Origin of the sequence: Pseudovibrio sp. POLY-S9, from assembly GCF_001431305.1 — a bacterium.
Classification (GTDB): Bacteria; Pseudomonadota; Alphaproteobacteria; order Rhizobiales; family Stappiaceae; genus Pseudovibrio.
Genome location: NZ_LCWX01000035.1, coordinates 1 through 26,520 on the forward strand (window position 1 = coordinate 1; position 26,520 = coordinate 26,520).

The window sequence follows — 26,520 nt, forward strand, 5'->3', positions numbered from 1 at the left end:
ATTGAAGGGGCATGCCCCTTCAATCAAAAGTCAAAGCTGCGAAAGTGGGTAATTTTCAAGCAGCACAAATGGGGAAAATACATCCAGCACTGACAGCCGCGAACGCCATCATTTATCCAGCCCCATGTGAAGCAAAGGCGGTTAGGACGATCCAGAACCTTGTAGATGCCCGAAACCGTGTAAGCTCCGCCTTCTTTGGAGGACGTCATGGTGGTTTTCCATTTGCCACCTGTGCGTACATCCATTTCGCATTCTGGTGTGGTCATACCTTCAGGGCCCCACCACTGCACGAGCATCTCTGGATTTATCCAGGCATCAAAGACTTTTTCGGGAGAAGCTTTGAAGTCCCGTGTGATGCGCAGTGTGGTTTCTTCCTGTGTCATGCTATCGGCTGCCGTCATTGTCTTCCCCTTGCTGTTTATCGAGTAACGCTTCCAATCGGTCGAAACTGGTGTTCCAGAAGGCTTGGTAACGCTCGATCCATTGATGCAGGTCTGCAAAACGTTCTTTTTTCAATGCACACACCCTCCATTGCTTTTCGATGCGTCGTTCGATGAGACCAGCGCTTTCAAGCAGTTTAAGATGCCGGGATATGGCCGGAGCAGACATCTTGAAGGGTTCAGCCAGTTGTCCGACTGGCAAGTCTCCTTCATTGAGAAGTCGCTCGACAATGGCAAACCTCGTCGGGTCGGCCAAAGCTCCAAAAACTTCCGGCAAGTTGGTTTGTGTATTCATTTCACCATCTCTTTAATTAACGTAATTGTTAAATGAAGATTCGAGCTCGGTCAACCTGCACGACTGATTCACGTATTGTCGGATTTTCTTTTGTTTGGGAGAGAAAGGTATCTATGGAAACGATTGGCGTAGAAAGTTGCTCACAGGCTGAGTAATTTACAAATATATCTGCGCGTCATTTTGGTAATAAACAATAACAATTGGTGCCCAAAAAATAGATCTGCCAAACGCTGCAATTTATTCAACGTTCAGCGACAGAAAGCCATGGAAAACTAAGAAAAACTGCGATAGGTGGCAATCTATTCTTTGGTGTCTGGACATAAGTTTCAGCACCTTCCCACAAAATCAAACGATGTGCTGCTCGCTCGCCAATTTCTGCGGGAACAACGGCACAATCCCGGAATTCGCAGGCCAGTTATGATTGAGATGGTTTCGCATGCCCCAGCTCAGGGGAACGTTAAATTTGGCATCCTTTGGATGGTGGCAGCCATGTTTATGTTCGTCATTGTCGATAGTGTTGGCAAGTATCTGTCTTTGTCCTATCCGGTGCTGCAGGTGGTCTGGGGCCGGATGTTTTTCCATCTGCTGTTCATGCTGATCTTCTTGGCGCCCCGCGTAAAAAACATGATCACACCCAACAACGGGTCAGTCGTATATCTGCGCGCAATTCTTGTTTTGGTTATGACAATCGGTTCGGTCGCTGCAGCGCAGCTGATCCCTGTCGCAACGCTCCATGCCATTGCGCTGCTTTCTCCTATGATGGTGACGGCGATGTCTGTTCCAATTTTGGGCGAAAAAGTTGGTTTGCGGCGTTGGGCCTCAATCCTCGTGGCGTTCATTGGAGCGCTGTTGATTGTAAAACCAGGTGCTGGTGTGCTTGATCTTGGTGCACTGATCGCAGTGGCGACCATTGTAGTGTATTCCGCAGGTCATATCGTGGCGCGGTACGCCAGCAAGTTTGATAGTCCGTCGACAGTTCTGTTTCATACAGCTCTGCTGGGAGCTGTCGTCACCTCCCTGTTTACGCCGATTTTCTGGCAGGCACCTGATTTGGAGGGCTGGGCTCTGCTGGCATTGATCGGCGCAGTGTCTGGTTTTGGGCACTACGCTATTGTGAAAGCGTTTTCTTTTGGGGAGGCTTCAACCATCGCACCCTTCAGTTACAGCAGCCTTATTTGGGCGATGCTGATTGGACTGATGTTTTTTGGTGAGTTTCCTGACGGACTGACTCTTGTTGGCGCTGCCGTCATCTTTGGGTCCGCCATTTATATGTGGCATCGGGAAAAAGTCTTGGGGGGAGCGGCGTAGATCAGCCTCCAGTTCGGCATAATGCTTTGATTGTTAAAACTCTCTGCTTTAAAACTGGGGGATCACTGCGAGGGGGAAAAGTATGCATGTGAAAATGCTTGGTTGTGGCGACGCGTACGATCCGCAAAAAACGAACTCATCTTTGTTGATCTCAGAAGGTGAGTTCAAGCTTCTTATTGATTGCGGCCCAACCGTGCCTCAGGCGTTGTTTGCAAATGGCATGACAGCTGAAGATATCAGCTGCATCTACATCTCGCATTGCCATCCGGATCATTGTCTTGGTTTAACAACGCTGCTCAATTACATGAAATCGTTCAAGCGCTCGAAGCCGTTGACCATCTTTCGTCAGGCTTCTCAGCATCAGGCTTTGTATCGGCTTATGGAGTTTGCGTACTGGCCGGAAAAAGACCTGGGGTTTGACCTCCACTGGCAAGATTCTGAGGGCTTGGCAGTCGTTGGGCCTTGGAATGCGGCGACCACCGCCAGTAATCATTCAGTTCCAAACCGCAGCCTGCAGCTCAAAAGCGAAACTGTAACCCTGTTTTATTCAGGCGATGGCCTTTTGTCTCCAGAAGGGGAGCAGCTTGCTGCACAGGCGGACCTTGCCTTCATAGAATGCGAGTACATGACTGCCGCAAACGGGCATGGCTCCTGGGCAGATGTAAAAGACTTGCCGCGAAAAGCAGGCAGTCGCTGGGTGCTGTACCACATTGATGATGCGTCCAGACCTGCCGTGGCTGAAGCCATCAAGGATTATGCGGAGTTTTCTCTGGGTGAAGATGGTCGTGAGTTTGAACTCGCGGAACTGAAGGTTTAGGCGACAGCCTGAGCCTTTCCAAGCCAGTCAGTGGCAAAGATTTTTGCCGTTAGAGGCTTGGCGAAATGATAGCCTTGCGCATAGCAACATTTGATATCTTTGAGTAGGTCAACTTGCGTCAGGTTTTCAACGCCTTCTGCAATAACCTTCAGGTCGAGCAGGCTGGCCATCGCGGTGATTGCTTCAACAATATCGCGTGTGGCCTGATCTGTTTCCATCCTCTGCACAAAGCTATGATCAATCTTGAGCTTGTCCAGCTTTTGGGTGCGTAGTTGCCAAAGTGCAGAGTGGCCGGTGCCAAAGTCATCAATGGCGATGATCATGCCAGCATTGGCAAGGGCATCCAGATTGGTTTGAGTATGGCCTGTTTCGTTGATGAATGCGGACTCACTCAATTCAATCTCGTAGATTTCTGGTGGAACTTCCAGGCTCTGCAGCAGAGCGAGAATCTCGACCACACGATTTGGCTTTGCCAGCTCTCGTTCCGAAAGGTTGATTGCGATGCGGCCTGCAAACTCGAACCCTTCAGTAACCCATTGACGATATTGGCAGGCTGTCTCGCGGAAGAGCCAGTCTGAAATGTCGTCGATCATATTTTGACATTCGGCAATCGGAATGAACTCGGAGGGGGAGATCGCACCAAGGTCCGGGTCTTCCCAACGCATCAACGCTTCAACGCCGTGAAGCTTGTCGTTCTTCAGCTCTACAATTGGCTGATACTTGAGGCGTAAGTTGCCTTCCTCAATAGCAGTTGTGAGCTTTTCGGAAATCAGAACTTTGCGAACGACGGCCTCTTCCATCTGACAGGTGTAGAAGCTGAAGCCGAGATTGTTGTACTTGGAATGGTACATGGCAATGTCGGCTTGCTTGAGCATGGTGCTGCTGGACGCACTTGCCAGCTGGCTCACAGCAACGCCGATACTTGCAGAAAGAATCGGAGATTGCTCGCCCAAATCAATCGGGGCGACCATTGCTGTCTCCAGACGGTGAACCGTCATTTCGGCTTCCGCGTTGGAAGTATCTCGCAGCAAAATGACAAACTCGTCACCACCAAGGCGAGAGAGTAGGGCATTCTCGGTCAAAACGCTCTCAAAGCGCTTAGCGGCCTGCACGAGGAACTGATCGCCAGCGTCATGCCCCAATGTATCGTTGATCTCTTTAAAGCGATCCAGATCCATATAAATGACAGCGCATTGGTTTGAACCATCCTTAGTCGTTGCAACAGCGCTTTCCAACTCTTGCAGAAAGTGCGCGCGGTTTGGCAAGCCAGTCAGAGCATCCGTGTAAGCGAGTTTGGAAAGCTCCTCTTCGCTCTCTTTTTTAGCCGTGATGTCTTTCTTGATCGCCAGATAGTACTTCTTGTTTGCGCTGCCGCCTTGCCATTCAACCGGAGAGATCTTGGAGTGCTCGACATACTCGGAGCCATCCTTGCGCCGGTTGATGAATTCACCTTCCCATGGCTTGCCATGGTTCAAGGTTGTCCAGAGATCATCAAAGGTTTCGCGTGGTGTCTTACCGGAGCGCAGGAAGTCCAGATTTCGACCAACAGCGTATTCTGCGGAGTAGCCGGTCGCTTTCTCAAACTGTGAATTCACATAGACAATTGTACCTTCATGATCTGCAACCATGATGGTTTCAGAACATTGCTCTACTGCAACTGAAAGAAGCTCAGGAGGTACTGGCACAAGATCCTCGGCTAGACTCGAAATAAAATTGCATGCACTGAATAATTAAACTCAAAGATAATCGCAATGCTTCACTGCAGATAATTAAGGGAAAGATTTAGTTATAATTGTCTTTAATGTTTCGTTTAGGAATAATGAAATCTAAACACCGAATTATGGGTAAGTATTGGTGTGTATTTATATTATAAATTTTGTTGATGTACTAGTACTGCTTGGCGCATTTTTGCGCAACATTAAGTCTTATGGGGCATTTGAGCTGAAATAGAATTTGCATTCAACATCGTGCCGATGTTTCTTTGGGTGTTTGGAAAAGAATATTTACCACTACATTTATAACTAGAGCTTTAGTTCTAATTATTGTCCATAGTTTTCACGGAGTATACAAGGGTAGATTGCAGATCAAAAAAGGAGAGCAATTGCTCTCCTTTTTGTTGATTATGCGTTCTGCAGCTGTGCGGTTATCGGGATATCCCGGCGCCCGCCGGCCGTGCTGCTTTCAACGGCGAGGTCAAGGACTTGCTGAAGATTCGCTGCATGGCGGAAGGTTGGGTGGCCATTCACACCAGATTGCACGGCCTCTGCAAACTTACGGTAGTTGTTTGGTGTTGGAGCAAGCTCAATCTGCTCCCATTCCGCCTTCTCAAGGTTTGGGCCTGAACAGACGAACAACTCACCCAGACCACCGGTGTTGGTGACTTTTATGCCGCCCTTGGTACCATGAACCTGAAGGTGCAGGTCGTTCATATGCCCGGAAGCAAAACGGCTGGCATGAACAACACCAACAGCGCCAGATATGGTTTCTGCCATCATGGTGAAGCTGTCATTGGCATCCAGTTTGTACTCTCCAATCTGATTGCCCGGTGCTTTGTCAAAGGTCTTCAGGTGGCAGGAGATAGACTGGTACGGCGCGCCAATCGCAAACCCGGCAAAGTCGAGAATGTGAATGCCGACGTCCCCCAAAACGCCCAGTGACCCGTGCGCCTCAGAAAGGCGCCAGAGCCATTTCTCTTCTTTGTCCCAATGACCCCATGCAGGTTGGGTCAGCCAGCTTTGCAGATAAGAGGCCTCGAAATGGCGAACTTCACCAATTTCACCTGCTGCAATCAGCTCATGAGCTTTTTGAAGGGCTGACACGTCGCGATAAGACAGGTTGACCATGTTGATCAGACCGGCTTTTTCGGCTGTAGTTGCCATTTCGTCAGCATCGGCAAAATTGCTTGCCAGTGGCTTTTCGCAGAAGACGTGTTTGCCACCTGCCAGAAGCGGCATTGTGGTTGGGTGGTGGACAGCATCAGGCGTGACGTTTGCTACCGCATCAAATTCGCCCCACGCAAGAGCGTCTTCCAGTGAGGTGAAGCGTTTGGCGATGTTATGTTCATCGCAGAAGGCCGTCAGGCGTTCTTCGTTACGGTCAACGCCGGCAACGATTTCAACACCGTCGATTTCACCGAACTTGTTGGCATGGCTGTTTGCCATGCCGCCGGTTCCTACAATAACGAGACGCATCAACGATACCCTTCCTCGCCTGCTTCGTGCAGACGTGGTCCGCGTTCTTCAATTTTCTCCGGAGCTTCATCTACTGGCACATTTGGAGCCGCATTCGGATCAGCAATGCGTGGTTGCGGGTTGTAGGCCCATTTCACGCCGTTGGCGATGACGCGCTGTACGGTCTCATTGTGGTATGTTGGATAGGTCTCATGGCCTGGGCGGAAATAGAAAATATTACCTGCACCGCGTTTGTAAGTCAGGCCGGAACGGAAGACTTCACCGCCTTGGAACCAGCTGATGAAGACGGTTTCCAGCGGCTCCGGCACACCAAATGGCTCGCCATACATTTCTTCATTTTCCAGCTCAAAGCTGTCTGGAATGCCTGCAGTGATTGGGTGGTTGCGGGATGTAACCCAAAGACGCTCACGCTCGCCAGCTTCGCGCCATGTCAGGTTACAAGGTGCGCCCATCAAACGCTTGAACGGCTTTGCGAAGTGCGCAGAGTGGAGGAAGATCATGCCCATGCCAGACCAGACACGTTCACACACACGTTCAACGATTTCGTCAGAAACGTCTCCGTGCGCTGCGTGGCCCCACCAGATCAGAACATCTGTGTCTGCAAGACGTTCTTCGGTCAGGCCGTGCTCTGGATCTTGCAAAGTTGCGGAGGTTGCAGAAATTTCTGGATCATTGTTCAAAGCAGCAGCAATGTGGTTGTGCATCCCATCAGGATAGATGTCGGCAACAACTTTGTTTTTTTGCTCGTGGACGTTTTCGCCCCAGACAATGGTCTTAATCATTGGCGTATTCCGATAGATGTGGAGTGTCTTGCCTGAGGATCAGACAAAACGGAGATATGGAAAGGGCCTTCCCCATTGCGAGAAAGACTGCGGACTTGTTCATTTTTGTAGGTGCGATGCTATCGCGTCTTGGGACCGCAGAACGCGGTTGACTTCAACTCTGCTTCAACCTTGGTATGAAATGCCAATGAAATATCAAGAAATTCACCGAAACATTTGTTGCAGTGCAACCGATTTACTGCGAACTGTAGAATCCGTCTAAGTAACGCGAAGTTCTCAGTCGAATTCTACAATTAGTCACCCCATTTTCTAGCAGGTTTTACGGACTAGGAGACCAGTAGGGCTTCGTTAAAGGCCAGTGCCAACGTTTCTCCCGCGACAGTTTTTTGTGTCGCTACATAAAGTTGTAGGGTCTGATCAAAAGTAGATCCCCCAAATGGCGTCTTACAAAGCACAGTCAGGTCGCCTCCATGATGGCTGGTGACTTGGGCCTGAGTGGGCTTGTTATCTTCCCAGATAAGGTCGATCTCGAAACCGCCACGGGCACGCAGACCGCGAACTTCTCCTTTCGGCCACGCGCTTGGCAAAGCAGGCAAGAGCTGAATGCCGTTGTGGGTCGTGTTCATCAGCATCTCGGAAACGCCGCGTGTGTAACCAAAGTTGCCGTCGATCTGAAATGGCGGATGCGCGATCATGAGGTTACCATAAAGGCCGCCATCTTCACTCTTCGGCGCTTCATTCTCCACGCGGTTGAACATGTTATGGATGATCTTGTAAGCATGATCACCGTCACCGACACGGGCCCAGAGGCAAATCTTCCACCCCATGCTCCACCCGGTTGCCAGATCTCCGCGGATCTCAAGAGCGCGCACGGAAGCTTTCAGCAATTCTGGTGTGTCTTTGCCGATTTGATCACAAGGGAACAAGCCATAGAGGTGAGACAAGTGGCGATGCGTTGGCATGAACTCTTTGAAATCCTGAGACCATTCTTGCACCTGACCTTGTGCTCCGATCTGGTAAGGCAACAACCGTGCAGCCTTTGTCTCTAATGTCTCTGCAAGATCGTCATCAAGTCCCAGTAGTCGGGCCGCAGCGGCGGTGTTGGTGAAGGTCTCCCGAATAATGGCGCAGTCCATGGTGCTGCCCTGATCGACTGTAATGACGTGCCCATCCTCATCCAGATACCGGTTTTCCGGACTGGTGCTGACCTTCGGCACCAGATAACCATCCTTGTTCTCACAGAGCCACCATTCGTAGAATGCCGCTGCAGATTTCATCAAAGGGTAAGCGCGGTTCTTGAGGAATTCTTTGTCGCCAGTGTAAAGAAAGTGCTCCCACATATGAGAGAGCAACCAGCCTGCTGCCATGGGCCAAAACGCAGAGGCTGGGTCACACGGAGATGGCACACTGTCACGCCAGATCGTCGTGTTGTGGAACGCACACCATCCAGGAGCATTGAACATTTTCCTGGCTGTGCGAGCTCCTGAGACTGCCAGTTCTTCAATTAGCATGAAGAGCGGCTCATGCAGTTCGGAAAGGCCTGTGACTTCAGCTGGCCAGTAGTTCATCTCCAGATTGATGTTCATCGTATAATTGGAGGACCAATGCGGGCGGCGCAGGTTGTTCCAGTTGCCTTGCAGGTTTGGTGGCTGACTACCTGAACGAGAAGACGCAATCAATAAATAGCGGCCATACTGGAACTGCAACACGGCAAGGGCTGGATCGCCTTTGTCCTGAAACTGCTCCAGCCGCGTGCTGGTTGGCAGATCGGGAATGGGATCATTGCCCAGTTTGAGCGATACACGGTCAAACAGCTTCAACACATCATCCATGTGTTTTTGCAGCATGCCCTCATAAGGAATAGAGCCTGCAGCTTCCAATCCCTCTCTTACGATAGGAGCCGGATCTTTTCCTTCACGGCTAGGGCTTTTGTCCGGTCCGTTGAAGCTGGTTGCCATCGCAATACGAAGGGTAACGGTTGTTGCGCCTTCAACATGCAGTTCACCGCGTTCTGGGCGGATATTCCCGCCTTCCAACTCAACAGAAAGGCCTGCCTCAAAATACGTACCTTCTCCCAGGCCATCTTCGCTGTAAACAATACCGCCGCGGTGTCCGTCCTGCTCATTCTCAGCAAAGGGGCGGAGTTTGCCGTCTGTGCCAAAAATCTCGGGATTCCGGGTCTGTTCCTGATCAAGCTCGATGCGCTCAATCACACGACTGCTGGTAAAGGCGGGTGCTTGGCCGCGAAGATGCAAGCGCGTGTTGTCAGCTTCCTGCGTTGTACGGCATGTCGGGTGCGGGCTGTCATAACGCAAACTGAGGGCGAGTGTACCCGGCTTGCCTGTTGTCAGGCGAACGACAATGACATTATCCGGATAGCTGGCAAAGGTGGTGCGCTCGTATTTCACGCCGCCTTGCTCATAGCTCTCAAGATGCAAAGAATGACGAATATCCAGTGCGCGGCGGTAGTTTGATGTTTCGCCTTGGTCTTTCATTGTGATGAACAGATTGCCGACTGGTTGGTAGGCTTGCCCTTGCCGTCCCGTCCAGTTTTTGCGCACAAACTCTTGTGCTTCAAAGAGCTTTCTGTCTCTCAAAAGCTTTTCTGCATGCGCAATTTGATTTGCTATTTCCGGCACCGGATAAATACGAGTTGGTTCACCCGAATAGAGCGTATCTTCGTTGAGGTGAATACGGGCGTTTAGTGGGCTGCCATAGACCATCGCGCCAAGGCGGCCATTTCCGAGTGGCAAGGCCTCATTCCAGTGAGCAGCGGGTGTATCGTACCAGAGCGTATGAGCGGGATCAGCGTTTGGAAAAAAATCAGTAATCACGATGAAATGTCCTAGGAAGTACGGGCGGGTCCGGTGCTGTCGCGAACCTTCAAAATGTTGGATATAGAAACGGAGCGAGGTGGGATTGTGGGGTCTTCAATGATGGAAAGCAGCAATTTCCCCGTCGCTTCTCCGAGTGCATCGATGGGTTGGGAAACCGTCGTCAGGCGGGGGTGCATGGATGAGGCGACATAACTGTCGTCATAGCCAATGATCGAAAGATCCGAGGGGATAGATAGGTTCATCTCCTGAGCTGCATGAAGAGCTCCGGCTGCGAGTAGGTCAGTTGTCCCGAAAATTGCAGTGATGTCAGGCGAAGTCTTTAGCAGTGCACGCGTTGCTTCAAATCCAAAGGCGACCTGATCTTTCGCATTGTCTCGTCTGATGTGAAGCTCAACGGGCGCTGGAAACTGAGCTATTGCGCGCTGAACAGCTGCCAGGCGTAAATCATGGGGGCCTTCTGTGTGCCATGGCTCAAACGGCAGCAACATGCCTATGGACCGGTGGCCCAGTTTGAGCAAGTGCTGGATAGCGATGTGTCCGCCTTGCACATTGTTGAGATTGGCATGAAACTGCAGCGGATCGACAGGATAGCTTTCCACCAGCACGCAGGCCACATTCGCCTGTTCAAGACGATGGATAAGAGAAGGGATGTGCGAGGTATCTTTAAATGGTCGCAGCAGAATACCGCCAACGCGCATGTCAAGCAGAAATTCAATCTGCTCCTTTTCCATTGCCCGCTCACCATAGGTGTTGCTCATAATCGTAGTAAAGCCATGATTGAAGAGCGTATCTTCCGTAGCATCTGCGAATATTGAGCTGAAATGTGTGCTGTGGTCGGTCTGTAAAATACCGACGATGCGGGTCTCTTTTTGCCGCAAACTGCTTGCCATCTTGTTGGGCCGATAATCCAACTCAAGAATGGCTTGCTGAACTTTTTCGCGGGTTTTGGCATTCACTGGGCCAGTGTTGTTGATGACCCGCGACACCGTGGCCGTGGATACGCCTGCTACCTCAGCTACACGACGAATATCTGTCATGCCAAAAAAGTCCTCGTGAAAATATATTATTATGTAACACTCATAAGAGCGTGGGAGCGGGTCTCTATGAATCAGAGTTTCATAAAACAGTCATGTAAAAATACGACCAAAAACATGTAAACGTTACACTTTGATGTTTCATGGCTGTGATTTATGGGTTTATACTAATTTTCGGGGCGTAACAAGTGAAATTGAAACTCACAACTGTTGCAATTCTGCGAATAATATAGATCACCTAGGGGTGTCGGTATGGGAGGAGACCTGCTGGCAAGCTTCAATATAAGACGCCGATTCGTCATATGAGTGTCATGTGTAGAAGCAAAAAAGTGAAAAGGATTACAGTGATTCCGATTGCTGGTAGTCTTTACACAAAGCTTGCGGAGGAATTTTGCAATGAGTTTGAAACGTAGTCGGCAGATGGTTTTTGGCGGAGCAGTCAGCGCGCTGGCCTTTGTGGCAGCCACAGCAGCAGCTTCTGCCAATCAATGTTCAGTGTATCATCAGGCACCACTTCTGGATCAGATGTCCGGCCTGCCAGCCGTCGCGGATCGCCTGCCGGTTAATCCACTCGTTGTTGAAGGGATTGAGGGTATCGGCACCTATGGCGGTGAGATGACCGATGTATATGCCGGGTCCCGTATCGGTGACTATCGTCGTTATGGATATGACCCGCTAGTGCGCTGGAGTCCGGATGGTTCCGAGGTTCTGCCTAACATCGCTGAGAGCTGGGACATCTCGGCGGATGCGACCACCTACACCTTCAAACTGCGCGAAGGCCTGAAATGGTCTGATGGCAAGCCGTTTTCTGCAAAGGACATCCAGTTCTGGTGGGATCACATTGAAACCAACCGCGAGATCAACCCCAAGGGTCCTCGCAAGATGTTCATCGTCAATGGTGAAGAAGCGAAAGTCGAAGCGCTGGACGACACGACAGTGCGCTTCTCTTGGAGCCAGCCAAACGGTGTCTTTATGCTGGACATGGCTTCACCCTACGGTCAACGTGTCGTCCAGTTTGCTGAGCATTACGTCAAAGACTTCATGAAAGACCTGAACCCGGACGGCGTTGCCAAGATGATGGCAGATGCAGGTGAAGCTGACTTCGGAAAATGGTGGCTTGGCCGCATTGGAACCTACGGTAAAAATGCTGAGCACAACGATCCCAACCGCCCAACCATGCTGGCATGGCGTCCGACTGAAGCGGTTCTTGGCAAAGAGCGTTTCACCTTTGAGCGCAACCCGTATTACTGGAAAGTCGATAGCTCCTGTAACCAGCTGCCTTACATCGACAAACGCACATGGGTACTGGCGAAAGATCCGGAAGTTGCGCTGCTGAAAACCGTTCAGGGTGAGATCGACATCTCTCCGCGCAACATCTCAACGCCGCCAAACCGCTCTGTCTTCTTCGATAATAAAGAGCGGGGTGACTACCGCCTCGTGACGGCAAACAGCTGTAACTACAACAATGCGCAGTTCATGTTCGCCATGAACCATCCTGATCCGGTCAAGGCGCAGGTGTTCCAAAGCAAAGACTTCCGTATCGGTCTATCTCTTGCAATGGACCGGGACCTGATCATTGATGCCGTGTATCTGGGGCAAGGGGAGCCATATCAGGTCAGCCCGCGTCCTGAATCGCCGTATTACAACGATCAGCTGGCGCGTCAGTACACTGAGTTCGATCCTGATCTGGCAGCAGAGCATCTCGATAAGATCCTGCCAATGGGCCCGGACGGTAAACGTGTTGGTCCTGATGGCAAGCCATTCAAGTTCATTATTCATGTGAACGAAGGCTTCCGCCCGGACTGGGTGGATATGATGCAGATCATCGCGAAAGACTGGCAGGAGCAGGGTCTTGAGGTTGTGGTGAGCGTGGCCAGTGATGAGATCCACATGGCAACATTGGGTCGTGCTGACAAAGAGATCACCATCTGGGTGGGTGAGAATGGCTGCGGTCAGTTCCCACTGGTGAACCTTGAGCGCCTGACCAACTTCAAAGAGCATGGCAACTGGGAAGGCTGGGATGCATGGCATGACCTGAAAAAGGATGCCAATGCAACTGTTCGTGAAGGCGTTGTACCAACCGAACCGCCAGCCGGCGTGAAGCGCATGTATGAAATTACTGACCTGGTACCAACCAAGGTGGGTGATGAGCAAACGGCGCTGATGGAAGAGTTTATGCAGCTTTCTGCAGACAACTTCCTGTCTATGGGTATTGCGTTGCCGGGCGGTGGTTTCCGCTCCATCAGCAACAAGCTGCGCAATGTGCCTGACACGCTGCTGGAAGGCTGGCTGTATCCGGGGCCTGCACCCGTGAACTTCTCCAGCTTCTACATCGATCCTTCCAAGAAGTAATTGATCGCCCGAACCAATCTGCCTCTCCCTGTGTGGAGGGGCAGAGCCTTGCAACTAGGATATCTGCTTTAAATGGGAATGTTTGTTGTCAAACGGGTCCTGTTGATGATCCCAACCTTGCTCGCGATTTCGCTCGTCGCGTTTTTGGTGATCACGCTGCCACCTGGAGACTATATTGACCGACTGGTTTTGGAAGCATCGTTGGATGGAGATTACATCACTGCTGCTGAAGCCGAAGGTCTGCGGAAGATATATGGATTGGATAAATCCGTTCTGGCCCAGTACGTTGACTGGGTCTGGAAAATGGTAGTGCATGGAGATCTTGGGCGCTCTTTCAGTTATGAGTTGCCGGTTGAAGAACTGATCTGGGATCGTCTGGGCATGACGACGCTGCTTTCGATTTGCTCCATGGTCTTCATCTGGACTGTCGCCATTCCCGTTGGCATTTTCTCCGCTGTTCGCAAATATTCCCTTGGTGACTATGTCGCTACCTTCCTCGGTTTTATCGGCCTTGCTGTGCCAAATTTTCTGTTGGCGCTTGTGCTGATGTATGTTTCGTTTCGCTATTTTGGCCAAAATGTCGGTGGGCTGTTCTCACCAGATTACGTCAATGCGCCGTGGTCCTTCGCCCGTGTCGGTGACTTGATGGCCCACATCTGGATTCCCATGATCGTTTTAGGGACTGCTGGAACTGCAAGCGTGATCCGCACCATCAGGGCAAACTTGCTGGACGAGTTGCACCGTCCTTATGTGGTCACCGCCCGCGCCAAAGGCATGCCGGAGCACTGGGTGCTTACCAAGTATCCGGTTCGTCATGCGTTAAACCCGTTCGTGTCCAGCCTCAACGAGCTGTTCGTGCAGATCGTGTCTGGCTCCACCATTGTTTCCATTGTGCTTGGTTTGCAAACCACAGGCCCGTTGCTGTTTGATGCGTTGCGTCAGGAGGATATGTACCTGGCTGCTGCCCTTATTTTGTTCCTCAGTTTCCTGACTGTGATTGGAACGTTGTTCTCCGACATACTACTTGCCTGGCTTGATCCGCGTATCCGCCGTCAGTTCAACAATGGGGGGCTGTAATGAGCGCTACTGATTTCGCTGGTGCACCAACAAGTTCACGCGCTTATGAGGGCCAGTGGCGCCTGATGTGGCGCCGTTTCCGCAAACATAAACTCGGCATGCTGGGTGGTATCATCACACTCCTGATCTATCTGATCGCTGTGTTCGTGGAGTTTCTTGCACCTCATGACCCCAATGATTTCAGCGTGCGCAACACCTATGCACCACCGCAGAGCATTCATTGGTTGCTGGAAACAAAGGACGGTACGGTGTTTCAGCCGCATGTGTTGGGATACCGCTCCAAGATTGATTACAACTCAGGTCGCCGTATCTTTGTTGAAGATCCACGCCGTGTGGTGAAGCTGGGCTTTTTCGTCAAAGGTAAGCCTTACAATTTGCTTGGTTTCATCCCTGCTGAGCGCCGCCTGTTTGGCCCGGTCAAGAAACGTGATCGCATGTTTTTGCTGGGAGCGGACCGTCTTGGCCGCGATGTGTTGAGCCGCACCATCCATGGCACGCGCGTATCCATGACCATCGGTCTGGTTGGCGTAGCCTTGAGCCTCGTGCTGGGTGTGCTGATCGGCGGTCTTTCCGGCTATTTCGGTGGCTGGGTGGATACGGTCACGCAGCGTGTTGTTGAGTTCCTCCAATCTTTACCAAGTATCCCGCTCTGGATCGGCCTCGCCGCAGCGATTCCGCCGGATACTCCGCCTTTGCAGACCTACTTGCTGATCACGGTAATCCTGTCGATCATCGGTTGGACAGGGTTGGGCCGCGTGGTGCGCGGCAAGTTTATCTCTCTTAAATCGGAGGACTTCGTAAAAGCCGCTCGTTTGGACGGATGTTCTGTTCCGCGGGTTCTGGTAGGCCATATGGTGCCAAGTTTCATCAGCCATATAATCGCGGTGGTGACGCTCGCCATTCCGGGTATGATTGTTGCTGAAACGTCTTTGTCCTTCCTGGGGATTGGCCTGCGCCAGCCTGTGGTTAGCTGGGGTGTTCTGCTGCAGGAAGCGCAGAACATCCGCTCAATCGCCAATGCTCCATGGCTGTTTTGGCCGGGCGTGATGGTCGTGATTGCTGTGCTTGCACTCAACTTCTTTGGTGACGGTTTGCGTGATGCTGCCGACCCATATTCCAAGTGAGGATTGAAACCATGAAACCCATGATTAACGTCACGGATCTCAGTGTTTCCTTCTCAGGAGATGATGGGAAAGTAACCGCGCTGGACAACATCAGTTTTTCCATTCCCGAGGGAAGAACGGTGTGTCTGGTGGGGGAGTCCGGCTGCGGAAAGTCTGTCACCGCAAAGGCGCTGCTGCGTATTCTGGACAACCACGCTGCCATTGAAAGCGGCAGCATAGAATACCAGCGTGCGAGTAGTGATCTGCTTGATCTTGCCCAAGGTCCTGCAAAAGCAAAGCATATTCGCGCCATTCAGGGCAACGAGATCTCCATGATCTATCAGGAGCCGATGACCTCGCTGTCTCCGCTCTACACCATTGGCAACCAGATTGTGGAAGTGCTGCGCTGGCATACGAACCTGAGCAACGATGAAGCCAAATTTCAGGCAATTGAGATGCTGCGGCTCGTGGGCATTCCTTCTGCTGCAGATCGGTTTGATAGCTACACCTTTGAACTGTCCGGTGGTATGCGTCAGCGTGCCATGATTGCTATGGCGCTAATTTGTAACCCGCGCCTTCTCATTGCGGATGAGCCAACCACCGCGCTGGATGTGACCACGCAGGCGATTATTCTGGATCTGATGCGTGATCTGCAGAAGACCCGCAAGATGTCCATGCTGTTCATCACCCATGATCTGGGGGTGGTGGCAGATATCGCCGACGAAGTGGTGATCATGTATCTGGGCAATGTGGTGGAGCAGGGACCTGTTGAGCAAATTCTCACCAACCCGCAACACCCTTATACCAAAGGGCTTTTGGCCTCCCTGCCTCACACAGATGGCAAGCGTCGTGCGCGCCTCAATGCTATTCCGGGCGTTGTGCCAAGCCTTCAGAACCGGCCCAAGGGCTGTCCGTTTCAAGAGCGTTGTGACCACTTTGTCACCGGTCTTTGTAACGAAAAACTACCAGAGTTCACCGCGATCAGTGGGGTGCAAAGCGTCCGCTGTCACGGGTTTGGGGCACAGGCAGAACTTGTCCCACTACATGCGTCGACCTCCCAAGTTGATGACTGCCTGCATGTCCCAAACCCGGTAGACCGCACAGCTGCGCCAATCCTTGAGCTACAGAACGTGAGCAAACACTTCCCGATCCGTTCAGGCTTCTTCAACCGTCAAACGGGAACAGTGCGCTCGCTGAATGATGTGTCGCTCAACATCTGGCGTGGCGAAACCCTTGGTCTTGTTGGAGAATCTGGCTGCGGCAAGTCCACACTGGGCCAGACAATTATCGGCCTGCACAAGGCAACCACGGGCAAGGTGGTGTTCCGTCCAAACGAGGAAGACGTTGAGCTGACTGGCAAAACGGACAGTCAGTTGCGTCCATACTGGGCGGATATTCGGATGGTGTTTCAGGACCCGAACTCCTCACTCAACCCTCGCATGGCGGTATATGATATCATCGCTGAAGTGCTGCGGGTTGGACAGGAGCTGAAGAGCTCAAAGGACATTGAGCATCGTGTACTTGAGGTGCTCGATAAAATTGGCTTCTCAAAAGAGTTCCTCAAACGCTACCCGCATGCTTTCAGTGGTGGTCAGCGTCAACGTATTGGAATTGCACGTGCTTTGGCTCCTTATCCGAAGGTGATCATTGCGGATGAAGCGGTTTCTGCGCTGGATGTTTCCGTACAGGCGCAGATCCTCAACCTGCTGAAAGACCTCCAGGAAGAGCTGAATCTCACCTACCTGTTCATCAGTCATGACTTGAGTGTTGTAGCGCATATCAGTGATCGTGTTGCTGTGATGTATGCGGGCCGGATTGTGGAACTGGCAGATACGGAGACGATCTTCAACGCATCAAGGCATCCTTATACCGAAGCGTTGATGAGTGCGATTCTGGAACCGGTGCCGAATGCCCACGCGGATGACACACGCATCCGTCTGGAAGGCAATGTACCAGACCCGGCCAACTTGCCAAAGGGATGCCCATTCGCGCCAAGATGTCGTTATGCCACAAGTATTTGCGAGAGTTCTGATCCATCACTTGGTGAGATCAGTACGGGCCATCTGCTTGCTTGCCATCATCCCGATGTGGTGCAAAATTCACCAGTAGACCAGCTTGAAGCGATGGCGGGGTAGCACTGATGGCAAGTATCCGGGATGTAGCAGAAAAAGCTGGAGTTTCAACGGCAACCATCTCTCGTGTGTTGAACAAGGATGAGCGGGTAAAGGATGAAACCCGCGCAAAGATTCAAGCTGTCATTGATGAGTTGGGGTATCGCCCCAACCGTCTGGCAACCTCTTTGCGCCGACAGGATTCCAATCTTGTCGCGCTGTTCCTGGAGAACCAGAAATCCCCGTTCGCAACCATGCTTTATGCCTCCATTGAGAAGACGCTGCATGACGAAGGCTTCAAGGTCCTCTCCTGCTGCACACGGGGAGAAGCAGAGCGCGAGCGCAAGTACACCCAGACTATGATTGAGATGCAAGTGGCAGGTGCAATCGTTCGTCCGTCCAACTCGGCAGCGGAGACACTGAAGAACGTTAAGCGTTTGCAAGCCAACGATATTCCGACGGTTTACGTCGATATTCTTCCTGGTCGTCGTTCTGAATCCTTTGTGGTTTGTGACAACACGGAAGGGGGACGGATTGGCATGCGCTACCTCGTTGCACTGGGGCATAAACATATCGGCGTGCTTGCGACTAAAGCTGATCATGATCCACGCCGCGAGAGCGTCGGTAACTTACGTATGCGCGGCATACTGGAAGTTGCCCGCGAGTATCAGATTGAGAAGTCTGTCTACCTGCCAGAGCCCAATGAGCGTAAGCGTTATGATCTGGGGTATGCAACCGCCAATGAATTGCTGGATCAAAACCCTGAGATTACAGCGCTTTTTGCGATTACGGATACTGCAGCCATTGGTGCGATGCATGCGTGCTTTGACCGTGGTTTGCGTGTGCCAGAGGACATTTCCATTCTCGGGTACGATGGCATCCCGATTAGCAGCATCACCTCACCGCAGCTTTCTACTATCCAGCAACCAATTGCAGAGATGGGCGCGACTGCCGCCCGCTATGTCATTGAAAAGATACGCAATCCTTCCAGTAAGCGTCTGCATGAGACCAAGCCGGTTGAGCTGAAACAGCGGCGTTCCGTTTCCCATCCCCGTAAGGGATCTCTTCCTCTTTCTAAAGGTGCTGCGTAAGGCGCCGACTTTCTTGCAGGACAAGAAGAACAAGGAGTTTCAATTGAACATTTCCGCAGCCCCTCTGTCTTTTTCTGAGGCAACATCGGCAGATATTGCAGAGCTGGTGAAGCAGCATGCGCCTGTTATTCGGTTTGACGATAAAGAACCTTTCCTCCCTTCGGCACTGGGCTATACGCTCTATGATCAGGACGGCATATCCGTTTCAAGTGCCCATAAAATAAAACTAAATGGCGCTGCGCTTGCAATCGAGTATGCTATCTGGTGGGACTGGGATATCCAACACCTGTATGAGCTGGAGCACATCTGGGTGTACCTTTCTGAAGCTGGTGAGGTGATGCGTGTTGAAGGCAGTGCGCATGGCTGTGCGGGAGAATTGAGCACCTGGGACCATCAGGTGCCGCTGCAAGAAGGGCGGATAACCCTTTATTCTGAACCGGGAAAACACGCTTTTGCAGCGAGTTCTGAAGCGCTGCGGGCGAACTTTGCGGTGACTTGTATCTGCTGTGGTGAACGGGCGGGATCAGGCACTATTCTGGTGCAGGATATGTTTGCTGCAGAGCTGGCTGACCTGAAGCCTTATGATCATCATGTCGCTCGTAAGTATATGGAATCTAAGGCGTTCAAGCCGTCTTATCATTTCGATCAGATTTTCGATCTGCGCTCTGTTGAGATGATGCCCTGGGAAGAGTTGAAGGCTTCTGTTCCGTCTCGGGTTCGCTCTGTTCTGGCTCAGCTGCGAAAAGAGGCGAAAGGCGTGAAGGCGGTGTTCCTCGACAGTGGGGATACTTTGATCGATGAGGGCTCCCAGATTTTCGTTGAGGGGGAATTAGTGCTCTCTGCGGAGCCGATCCCGGGTGGGGATAAGCTGGTGGACTGGCTCAAGGAGCGCGGCTACATGGTTGCGCTGGTTGCGGACGGTCTGGTGGAGAGCTTTGAGAATGTCCATAAGGCTATGGATTTCTGGCATAAATTCGATGCGCGGTCGATCTCAGAAGCCGTTGGTTGCCACAAGCCGGATCCGCGGATGTTCCTTGAAGCGGTCAAGCTTTTGGGGCTGGGAGAAGCAGACCACGCAGGCTGCGTCATGGTAGGGAATAACCTTGAGCGTGATGTGGCCGGCGCCAACCGCTTAGGGATGACATCTGTCTGGATCAACTGGACACCGCGCTATCCGACAGAGCCAGCAAATGCGGATGAAGAGCCGGATTACACAATTGGCCTTCCGCACCAGCTTCTGGATGTGCTCGAGGAGATCGACGCGAAGGCGTAAGGCACTGTATTAACAAAGTAATTCTTGAAAAAGAAAAAGCCGCGGGATTGCTCTCCTGCGGCTTTTTTTGTGTGTAGCCTCTAGATTTACAGAAAATAGTATTCCTCTACATCATTGTTTCCATTGCGATTTTCGCTGCCTTCTTACCGCTTAGGTGAGCGCCGTGAACGGTTCCGTGGTACTGAAAGTTTGTGTGTTCTCCGGCTAAGGTCAGGCATCTGCTGACAGGTTCGGATAACACGTTGAAATCATAGGGATTACAGCCAACTTTGGCGTAGGAGAAAGCGCCTTTGGTATATGGATCCTGGGACCAGCGGGTTGCGATATAGTGACGGGGATCAGGCGTATCCCATCCGAACATGGTGCGCACGGCTTTCATAGCATCTTCAAGCATATAGTCGTGATCCATGGTCTCTATCATGCGGGAATAGTTGCCAAAGCTTAGTGCGGTGAGTACGTTTGCGTCGATAAAGGGCTTATGATTGAGGAAATAATTCCAGCGGCCCTGAGTTTGCGTCATTAAACCAAAATACTGTGTGTTTTCAGGCCAGTGGAGCTCGTCAAATTTCATCGCTACTTTTGTGACGTCTCCCATACCAACGCGTTCAATTGCGTTCCTATGTATTTCAGGCAGGGGCGGAATGAACTCGATGTCCTGCGCCTTGAGCACGCCAAGTGGTGCCGTGACAATCACGAAATCACTCTCAAAAATTTCTTTGTCCGTCTGAACAAAGACACCAGCGCGATCATGGTACGCGATGCGGCGCACCGGTTTGCGGGTGAGTATTGCGATCCCATGAGTGAGAGGTTCCAAAAGCCTGTCGTACCCGTCTACCAAAACCACATCTTCACCGTGGAACATATCATCCTGATTAAAGTACATGGCAGAAAGCTCGTTGACCGGACTGCCCGTATCAAACTCGGTGTAAGCGGATGTCATCCATTTGAAGATCGGGTCACGAGACATTTTCGGCGCCATATGCTCCAGCGCCTCGGAAAGGGGCATATCTTTTGTCATGCCGGAGCCAATCAGATCCAGCATCTGCCGATGCTCCTGTCCCATCTCGGAGATCATCTGATTAGAAATTTTTTTGCCTCTGTGGTTGAAGACGGCAAAGTTGGAATCTTTTGTAACAAAGGTTTTTTGGCCGGATTGCTCCGCAAGTTTCATGATCGGATTGTCTTCAGGCCCATGGATCCAACCGGCCCCTTCCTCGATGGGAACACCGAGCGCCCGATTGGTGCGGATGCGGCCGCCAATCTTGTTGCTCGCCTCCAGCACCAGCACAGTGTAGCCAGAATCCATCAGCTCGCGGGCCGCTGTCAGGCCCGCAATGCCTGCGCCAATAATGATCACACTCTTGCCGCTGGATGAAACGTTTGGCTTGTTGAGGTTCAGATCAAACAGGCCGGCAACAACGACGGAAGAGGCTGAAGTTTTTAGGAAATTCCTGCGGTTAAGGCTGCTACTGCGGGGGCGAAAGACCATTGGAAACACTTTGGTTTGAAAGAGGTGCGCCTGCAACCTTGAGGTGTTTTATCGCAACCCACAAGGGAAACTCAGGGACAGCCCTAACAAACCGAGAAAGCGTTTTGGGAGATTCAAGCAGCTAAAAACACACTGCGTTCATACGAATACGCGCAGCATGCATAATTATTCGGTACTGCACTTATTCCGCCCAAAAGACCGGAGACGACCTTCGGATTTAGTCCCTAGTTATGCCCGGTCAAGTCGCAGCATTCCTGCCAGAGCTCTGCATTGTTCCGGACCTTCAAAATCCATGAAAGTGGAATGCCTTTGTTGGTATTCAGGCCGTGCACTGCGCCAAGAACTGCACCGATCAGAATGGAACGGCCAGCGCTGTCTCCACCTGCCAAAATGTTGGCTTCAATTGCTTCGCGATAAGAACCTGTGTTCTTGAGGATGTGGAAGCTCAGCGGAACGCCCATGCCAAGGTGACAGGCACGGCCCGTGCTCTCACTGTATGCCACCGGGTCCGTTTCTGATGCGGAAAGAGCAGCCAAAAGCTTCTCCTGAATATCAGGATGGGCGGCATCAGCTGCAGCGGACAAGGAGCTTTGCAAGTCTTCACCGTTCACAACACGGTCCAGAAGATCGGCAAACATAAAGCCGTAAGCGACGGATTCTTCATTGTCATTTGTGGAGCGGATAATCGCTTCCACCTGATCCTGCATCTGCTCGCTCTGCTCATAGGCGAACAGCACTGCCGGAATCCTGGAGAGCGCAGGAAGCTGATCATCATCTACGCCAGAAGGGGTGAGCTTTTCATTAGCAATGTTTTCCAGCGTGCCCCGTGTCGGGCGGTCAATATAACCGTTATAGGTACCACCAGCGCCGAAGTGAGCCGTAAAAGCCTGCTGAAACTCTTCCATCTTCAGGTGTTTGTTGTGAGCCAGCAGGTGTTTCAGTACCAGATGAAGGTTTTCACCGTATTGGGTGAACTGGCCGTCCTGCCGATTAGCATGAGCGAAATAAGCTGGCACACCCTCAAAGTAAGATGGGGTCAGCGGCACGAAAGCAGCAGAGTCATCGTGCTCCTGCGTGACATGATGGATGCGATCAACATCATAGAGCCAGTGCAGCCCCAGCGAGGCGGCGTCCGCAACAAATGCACCAAGAAGGCTATGGGCCTTAAACGCTTGCTGACTCATACAATTCTCCATTCATAATCGAATACTTGCTGTTGGTCTTATCTAAAGCGAAGCCTCTCCGAATGTCATCCCAAAGATGTCTTTCTGGAGTCATCTTTTAGTGAACCTATGTGGTTTGCGATGCACACGTACTGGAACTTTCCCGTCTAACAAAAAAACCGCAAATCCTGCTCTGGGCCCTTTAGAGGTATGTGCTATGCAGCCTTACGAGACACTCGCTTTTTGTCCGATAGCAATTGAACCAGATTGGACAACTTTGGCATAAACGCCAAACTTAACGTCGAAATCGCGTGCAATTGGTCGCAAGATGTCTGGCTCGAACTCGAGGTCATCTTGTGCGATGGTTACCATTCTGCAACGTTCTGTTTTATGTGTCACTTCCAGCTGCACACCATCTATTGTCAGTATCCTGCCAATTAAATCGTCATCGGTTACATCCTGCGGTACATCCAAGGTGATGTTCGGTCGAAAACGGCGTTCATCAATTTGTGTCCCTGGAACAAGGCTTTGCAATTTTGCCACTTCTGATGAAAGCAACAGATGCACCGAACCATCGTCAAAATGTGGGATGTTTCTCTCTGGAACGACTGTCACTGGCTGTCCAAGAAACTCAGTGAGTCTGTGATTGATTTTTTCTGAGCTAATATCAATGGCACACCCATCCGGAAAACCAATTGACACAACGCCCTCCTTCGACACAGCACGTAATGACAACAGATTATCAATACGTCTGAACCGCCGCGTGTTCTTGCCACTACCGAATTTTCCTTGGTCATCAGAAATAGCGAATTGCCTATCACCAACCACACCTCTTTCATCAAGGTCGAGTTTACTAAGCGTTTCTCCAAGCAGAGATTTGATTGGGTAGTGCCATAGAGACTGAATTTTCAAATCTGGTCCTTTGTTCGGGTGTTTCGTGGCTAGTATAACGAGGTGGGCAGAGGCACCAGCTGTTGGCTAGGTGGCGGAGGCCAGTGCGCTTTGGCTGGAGAAGTGGAGGAAGGTCATCTCTGTTCCTTGATAGTCACCGGAACGAGTCTCATAGGCGGCGTTGGTCAGATCAGAGATTGTCTTTGTCCAGAATGCCAGTGCTCCAGTATTTTTGGGTAACACGCGAACTTGCCAGTCTCCCGGATGCAGTTTCAGGCAGGCTTTCAGGGCCGCTTGTCCCAAGCCTTGACGTGTGAACTTTCCAAGCACGAAGAACTGGCCCATGTCGATCAGCGTGGTGTCATAGGGATACTGCCGCACCAGCGCAAAACCTGCGATCTCGCCAGCCTGCATTATGAAATAGGGATGGTGGTCAGCCTCGCGGAAGTAAGCAAGCACGATGTTCTCATCATACTCAAACCCACCCGATGCAGAAACCGGCCAGTGCATGTATTTGGACATGTCATAGAGGTAGAGCTGAAACATATTTTTCAGCACAGGCACATCCGCCAAGACCATCGGCTTCAACTCAACAGACATAACCACCCTCACATGTCGGAGCTACTCAGCAGAGCAATGCATTAGCACTGAATGAGGACTGGCGTCGAGCGGTTGTGATGTTGGAATGCCCGCCTAACTGCGGAGTGGTGTGACTTTGCAGACGATGGGGCGGGTGGGTTCGAGAAAGAGGACACCTTCCGGTTCTACTTTGTCGGCGTTGAGGATGTCTATGTCGAACCGTGTAACAAGGTTTGCCAGAATGAGCGTGCCTTGGAGAATGGCGGAGCTTGCGCCCGTGCACATGCGCAGGCCGCGTCCAAAGGGCAGGAAGCTCTTCATGATGATGTGCTGGTCTTTGCGCATATAGCGTTCAGGATCAAAACGGTCCGGATTGAACCAGTATTGCTGATGTCGATGCACAATCCATGGGGACACTGTAATCTGCGCACCTTCCTGCAAGTCCAGTTTACCCAGTTTGATTGGTCTGCTGGCGCGACGGGTCAGATGTGGAATAGGCGGGTAGAGCCGCAGGATCTCGCGGAAGACATTGCGGGTGTATCTGAGGCGTGAAAGCTGCTCGAACTGAATGTCGTCCTGCCCACCCACTTTGCTGACCTCTTCACGGATCTTTTGCTTGGCCTCAGGGCATTGGGAGAGCACAAAGAACGCCCACATCAAAGCTGCGGCGGCTAGCTCCTGACTGTTCAGGATTGTGGTGACGTGGTCCACGATTTGCTTGCGAGTGAAGGGGATATTGGTTTCTGGGGAGCGGGCGATGAGAAACTTATGTAAGAAGCTGTGATGGGAAAAGCTGTTGTGCTGGATATTGCCATCAATCAGCATACTGACCAGATATCGCAGTTGCTGGGCCGCATACATGGCTGTTTGTGGCAGCTTGGGCAGCTGCCAAGCAACACCTTGTTCTGCCGTCTCACGGATCACCTGTGAGATGCGCTTTTCAAAGTCACGGGCATGGGAGTTGATCTCGTTGAACACATCTGTTGGCAGCTCGTTGGAAAACAGCATTCTGTAAGCGATGTCTGCATTCAGGCGTCTGAGCAGCAAAGACAGGTCAATCACCCGGTTTTCATTTTGAATCTCTTCGCAATAATCTTCGAACCGGTTGATTGAATTCTGGATGTGTTCAAAATTCACCTGCTGGGTGCGCAGGGTGCCGATGGGCCGGATCATATCGCGCTGGTCCACACACCGGTTGTTGCTCGTCACAATCGGATGATCGCCCAGCAACGGGCGCAGCAATTCAATCATCCCCTCGGCTTTGACGAAGATCTCGGGTTTCTCTTCAAAAATAACGGAGATGAGATCCGGGTCGTTGATCAGGTAATTGGGTTGCTCTGCCGTGGAAATGTCAACGATATCTGCTTTGTAAAGTTCTTCCGGGAGGTGCCTCAGGAGGTTTGTCTCAACGCCATCAAAGTCCCCCGTGCCTTCAGTGTATGGGTGAGGTGCCGGAGGGCGATATAAGCTGTTGTTTGTATCCATAGAGCCTGACTCGATTGCATCATGATGGTCACATCGAGGGTCCTCGCGGGAAATGACCCGATCCGCGAGTGTAGGCATTGCCGCTTTAATAATTCGCTGAATTTAATGTCGGATCATACTGAAAATACAATGCAATTACTGGTGGTTTTGGTGAGATGATGAAACCACGGCTCTGCATAACTGCCATGCGCTACGGTATCTTGACAGTTTGACTTGATTTCATATAGTTTGACCTCAAACAAAAAATAGAGATAAGTGCATGAATGTTTCCCCACGGACCTATGGCTACCTGCTGCGTATCAGCATTTCATTCTTCATGAGCATTATGATGTCATTTGCCATGCTGGTGCTGAACCTCGGGTTTGTCGAAAACTTTATGGCGCTGTGGTTCAAGTCGTTTTCTGTCGCCTTCGCGCTTGCTGTTGTTATCAGTTCACTGGTCTTTCCCCTGGTGATCGCCCTGTTGTCGAAGCTTGTGAAAGTATGTGACGAGCCTGCCGACCTGCAGGAAGTGACGGAAGGTTGCTAAGCTCCGTTTTTCAAAAAACAAAGCACCTGACCTAACTGTGATGCAAAAAGGAGTGTCCCTTGCTTTTTGCATTTGCTTTGTGATGCATCACAGTATACGTGCAGTATTGATGTCGATTGGCATCCAAGAATTCTTTTCAGCACATTTCCTCCCACTGTATTCGCTTTCCGGTTCGCCTCGGTAAGCGGATTTGTGCTGCTAACAAGGACACAAAATGGCTCAGCTCCTCGGCAAGCGAAACATGGGTATCGCGCTTACAATCCTGTCTACGCTCATCTTCGCGATGCAGGATGCGATCACCAAGCAGCTCGTGTCAGACCATCCGGTCTGGTTCATCATGATGGTGCGCTTTTGGGTTTTGCTGGTGATTGCGGTTGGCTGGGCCATGATCAGTGAACAAGGGCTCTATAATGTGGTGCGCACCAAACGTCCGGTGCTTCAGATTATTCGTGGCCTTCTGCTGTTTGCAGAAATCTGCCTGATCACCTTCGCCTTCAGCATGCTGGGACTGGCTGATGTAACGGCAATTTTTCAGGCCCATCCATTGATCGTGACGGGACTTGCGGCTCTCTTCCTTGGCGAGACGGTTGGCTGGCGCCGCATTCTGGCAATGTTCTGCGGTATGGCAGGCTTGTTGGTGATGCTGCAGCCGGATGGCAATATCGGCGGGTGG

The 26,520-nt window shown here is 51.4% G+C and carries 22 protein-coding genes; 10 read left to right on the plus strand and 12 right to left on the minus strand.

Annotated elements, in window-relative coordinates; all coding sequences use genetic code 11:
- Positions 1–23: 23 nt before the first annotated feature.
- The gene (locus tag PPL9_RS01810; protein ID WP_208989109.1) at positions 24–401 is read right to left on the minus strand and encodes an SRPBCC domain-containing protein; all 378 of its coding nucleotides are present in this window, start codon (positions 399–401) and stop codon (positions 24–26) included.
- The gene (locus tag PPL9_RS01815) at positions 385–735 is read right to left on the minus strand and encodes a metalloregulator ArsR/SmtB family transcription factor (RefSeq protein WP_057461044.1); all 351 of its coding nucleotides are present in this window, start codon (positions 733–735) and stop codon (positions 385–387) included. The genes PPL9_RS01810 and PPL9_RS01815 overlap by 17 nt, the downstream gene beginning before the upstream one ends.
- Positions 736–1,161: 426 nt before the next feature.
- Between PPL9_RS01815 and PPL9_RS01820 the strand changes: the two genes are divergently transcribed.
- Both PPL9_RS01820 and PPL9_RS01825 read left to right on the plus strand, forming a co-directional pair.
- Positions 1,162–2,043, plus strand: coding sequence for a DMT family transporter (locus PPL9_RS01820; RefSeq protein ID WP_280139013.1), 882 nt, complete (start codon positions 1,162–1,164; stop codon positions 2,041–2,043).
- Between the two features lie 82 nt (positions 2,044–2,125).
- Positions 2,126–2,860, plus strand: coding sequence for an MBL fold metallo-hydrolase (locus tag PPL9_RS01825; RefSeq protein WP_057461046.1), 735 nt, complete (start codon positions 2,126–2,128; stop codon positions 2,858–2,860).
- Here PPL9_RS01825 and PPL9_RS01830 read toward each other — a convergent pair.
- The 5 genes from PPL9_RS01830 to PPL9_RS01850 all read right to left on the minus strand — a co-directional run bounded on the left by PPL9_RS01830 (position 2,857) and on the right by PPL9_RS01850 (position 10,707).
- The gene (locus PPL9_RS01830; protein WP_057461047.1) at positions 2,857–4,545 is read right to left on the minus strand and encodes an EAL domain-containing protein; all 1,689 of its coding nucleotides are present in this window, start codon (positions 4,543–4,545) and stop codon (positions 2,857–2,859) included. The genes PPL9_RS01825 and PPL9_RS01830 overlap by 4 nt on opposite strands.
- Before the next feature lie 435 nt (positions 4,546–4,980).
- Positions 4,981–6,051 carry a Gfo/Idh/MocA family oxidoreductase gene (locus tag PPL9_RS01835; RefSeq protein WP_057461048.1) on the minus strand — a complete coding sequence of 357 codons (1,071 nt, stop codon included), beginning with the start codon at positions 6,049–6,051 and terminating at the stop codon, positions 4,981–4,983.
- Positions 6,051–6,833: a ThuA domain-containing protein gene (locus PPL9_RS01840; protein WP_057461049.1), complete on the minus strand. Its 783-nt coding sequence runs from the start codon at positions 6,831–6,833 to the stop codon at positions 6,051–6,053. The genes PPL9_RS01835 and PPL9_RS01840 overlap by 1 nt, the downstream gene beginning before the upstream one ends.
- Before the next feature lie 326 nt (positions 6,834–7,159).
- Positions 7,160–9,667, minus strand: coding sequence for a glycoside hydrolase family 95 protein (locus PPL9_RS01845; RefSeq protein WP_057461050.1), 2,508 nt, complete (start codon positions 9,665–9,667; stop codon positions 7,160–7,162).
- Between the two features lie 11 nt (positions 9,668–9,678).
- Positions 9,679–10,707, minus strand: a complete 1,029-nt coding sequence (locus tag PPL9_RS01850) for a LacI family DNA-binding transcriptional regulator (protein WP_057461051.1) — start codon at positions 10,705–10,707, stop codon at positions 9,679–9,681.
- A 393-nt stretch (positions 10,708–11,100) separates the two neighbouring features.
- On the opposite strand from PPL9_RS01850, the gene PPL9_RS01855 reads away from it, so the two are divergent.
- The 6 genes from PPL9_RS01855 (at position 11,101) to PPL9_RS01880 (ending at position 19,711) form a co-directional block, all read left to right on the plus strand.
- Complete coding sequence (locus PPL9_RS01855; RefSeq protein ID WP_057461052.1) at positions 11,101–13,056, plus strand: ABC transporter substrate-binding protein; 1,956 nt, start codon at positions 11,101–11,103, stop codon at positions 13,054–13,056.
- Positions 13,057–13,128: 72 nt separating this feature from the next.
- A complete protein-coding gene (locus PPL9_RS01860) occupies positions 13,129–14,133 on the plus strand; it encodes an ABC transporter permease (protein WP_057461053.1) in 1,005 nt (334 codons plus the stop codon).
- Positions 14,133–15,257, plus strand: coding sequence for an ABC transporter permease (locus tag PPL9_RS01865; protein ID WP_057461054.1), 1,125 nt, complete (start codon positions 14,133–14,135; stop codon positions 15,255–15,257). Before PPL9_RS01860 ends, PPL9_RS01865 begins: the two co-directional genes overlap by 1 nt.
- 11 nt (positions 15,258–15,268) lie before the next feature.
- Complete coding sequence (locus PPL9_RS01870; RefSeq protein ID WP_057461055.1) at positions 15,269–17,371, plus strand: ABC transporter ATP-binding protein; 2,103 nt, start codon at positions 15,269–15,271, stop codon at positions 17,369–17,371.
- 5 nt (positions 17,372–17,376) lie between these two features.
- A complete protein-coding gene (locus PPL9_RS01875; protein WP_057461056.1) occupies positions 17,377–18,438 on the plus strand; it encodes a LacI family DNA-binding transcriptional regulator in 1,062 nt (353 codons plus the stop codon).
- A gap of 43 nt (positions 18,439–18,481) precedes the next feature.
- The gene (locus tag PPL9_RS01880; protein ID WP_057461103.1) at positions 18,482–19,711 is read left to right on the plus strand and encodes an HAD family hydrolase; all 1,230 of its coding nucleotides are present in this window, start codon (positions 18,482–18,484) and stop codon (positions 19,709–19,711) included.
- A 106-nt stretch (positions 19,712–19,817) separates the two neighbouring features.
- On the opposite strand, the gene PPL9_RS01885 is transcribed toward PPL9_RS01880, so the two are convergent.
- From PPL9_RS01885 to PPL9_RS01905, 5 genes are all read right to left on the minus strand, one after another.
- Positions 19,818–21,200 carry an FAD-dependent oxidoreductase gene (locus tag PPL9_RS01885; protein WP_057461104.1) on the minus strand — a complete coding sequence of 461 codons (1,383 nt, stop codon included), beginning with the start codon at positions 21,198–21,200 and terminating at the stop codon, positions 19,818–19,820.
- A 224-nt stretch (positions 21,201–21,424) separates the two neighbouring features.
- Entirely contained in the window at positions 21,425–22,384 is a 960-nt protein-coding gene (locus tag PPL9_RS01890) for an ADP-ribosylglycohydrolase family protein (protein ID WP_057461057.1), read from the minus strand.
- Between the two features lie 204 nt (positions 22,385–22,588).
- On the minus strand, positions 22,589–23,275 hold the full coding sequence (locus PPL9_RS01895) for an MOSC N-terminal beta barrel domain-containing protein (RefSeq protein ID WP_057461058.1): 687 nt from the start codon (positions 23,273–23,275) through the stop codon (positions 22,589–22,591).
- A 66-nt stretch (positions 23,276–23,341) separates the two neighbouring features.
- Complete coding sequence (locus tag PPL9_RS01900) at positions 23,342–23,854, minus strand: GNAT family N-acetyltransferase (RefSeq protein ID WP_057461059.1); 513 nt, start codon at positions 23,852–23,854, stop codon at positions 23,342–23,344.
- 93 nt (positions 23,855–23,947) lie between these two features.
- The gene (locus PPL9_RS01905; protein WP_057461060.1) at positions 23,948–25,318 is read right to left on the minus strand and encodes a cytochrome P450; all 1,371 of its coding nucleotides are present in this window, start codon (positions 25,316–25,318) and stop codon (positions 23,948–23,950) included.
- A 259-nt stretch (positions 25,319–25,577) separates the two neighbouring features.
- Here PPL9_RS01905 and PPL9_RS01910 point away from each other — a divergent pair, with 259 nt between their 5' ends.
- Positions 25,578–25,847 (plus strand): DUF2798 domain-containing protein, encoded by a 270-nt coding sequence (locus PPL9_RS01910; protein ID WP_057461061.1) that lies wholly within the window; start codon positions 25,578–25,580, stop codon positions 25,845–25,847.
- A gap of 214 nt (positions 25,848–26,061) precedes the next feature.
- A partial coding sequence (locus tag PPL9_RS01915; RefSeq protein ID WP_152986568.1) for a DMT family transporter occupies positions 26,062–26,520 on the plus strand: 459 nt, incomplete at its 3' end.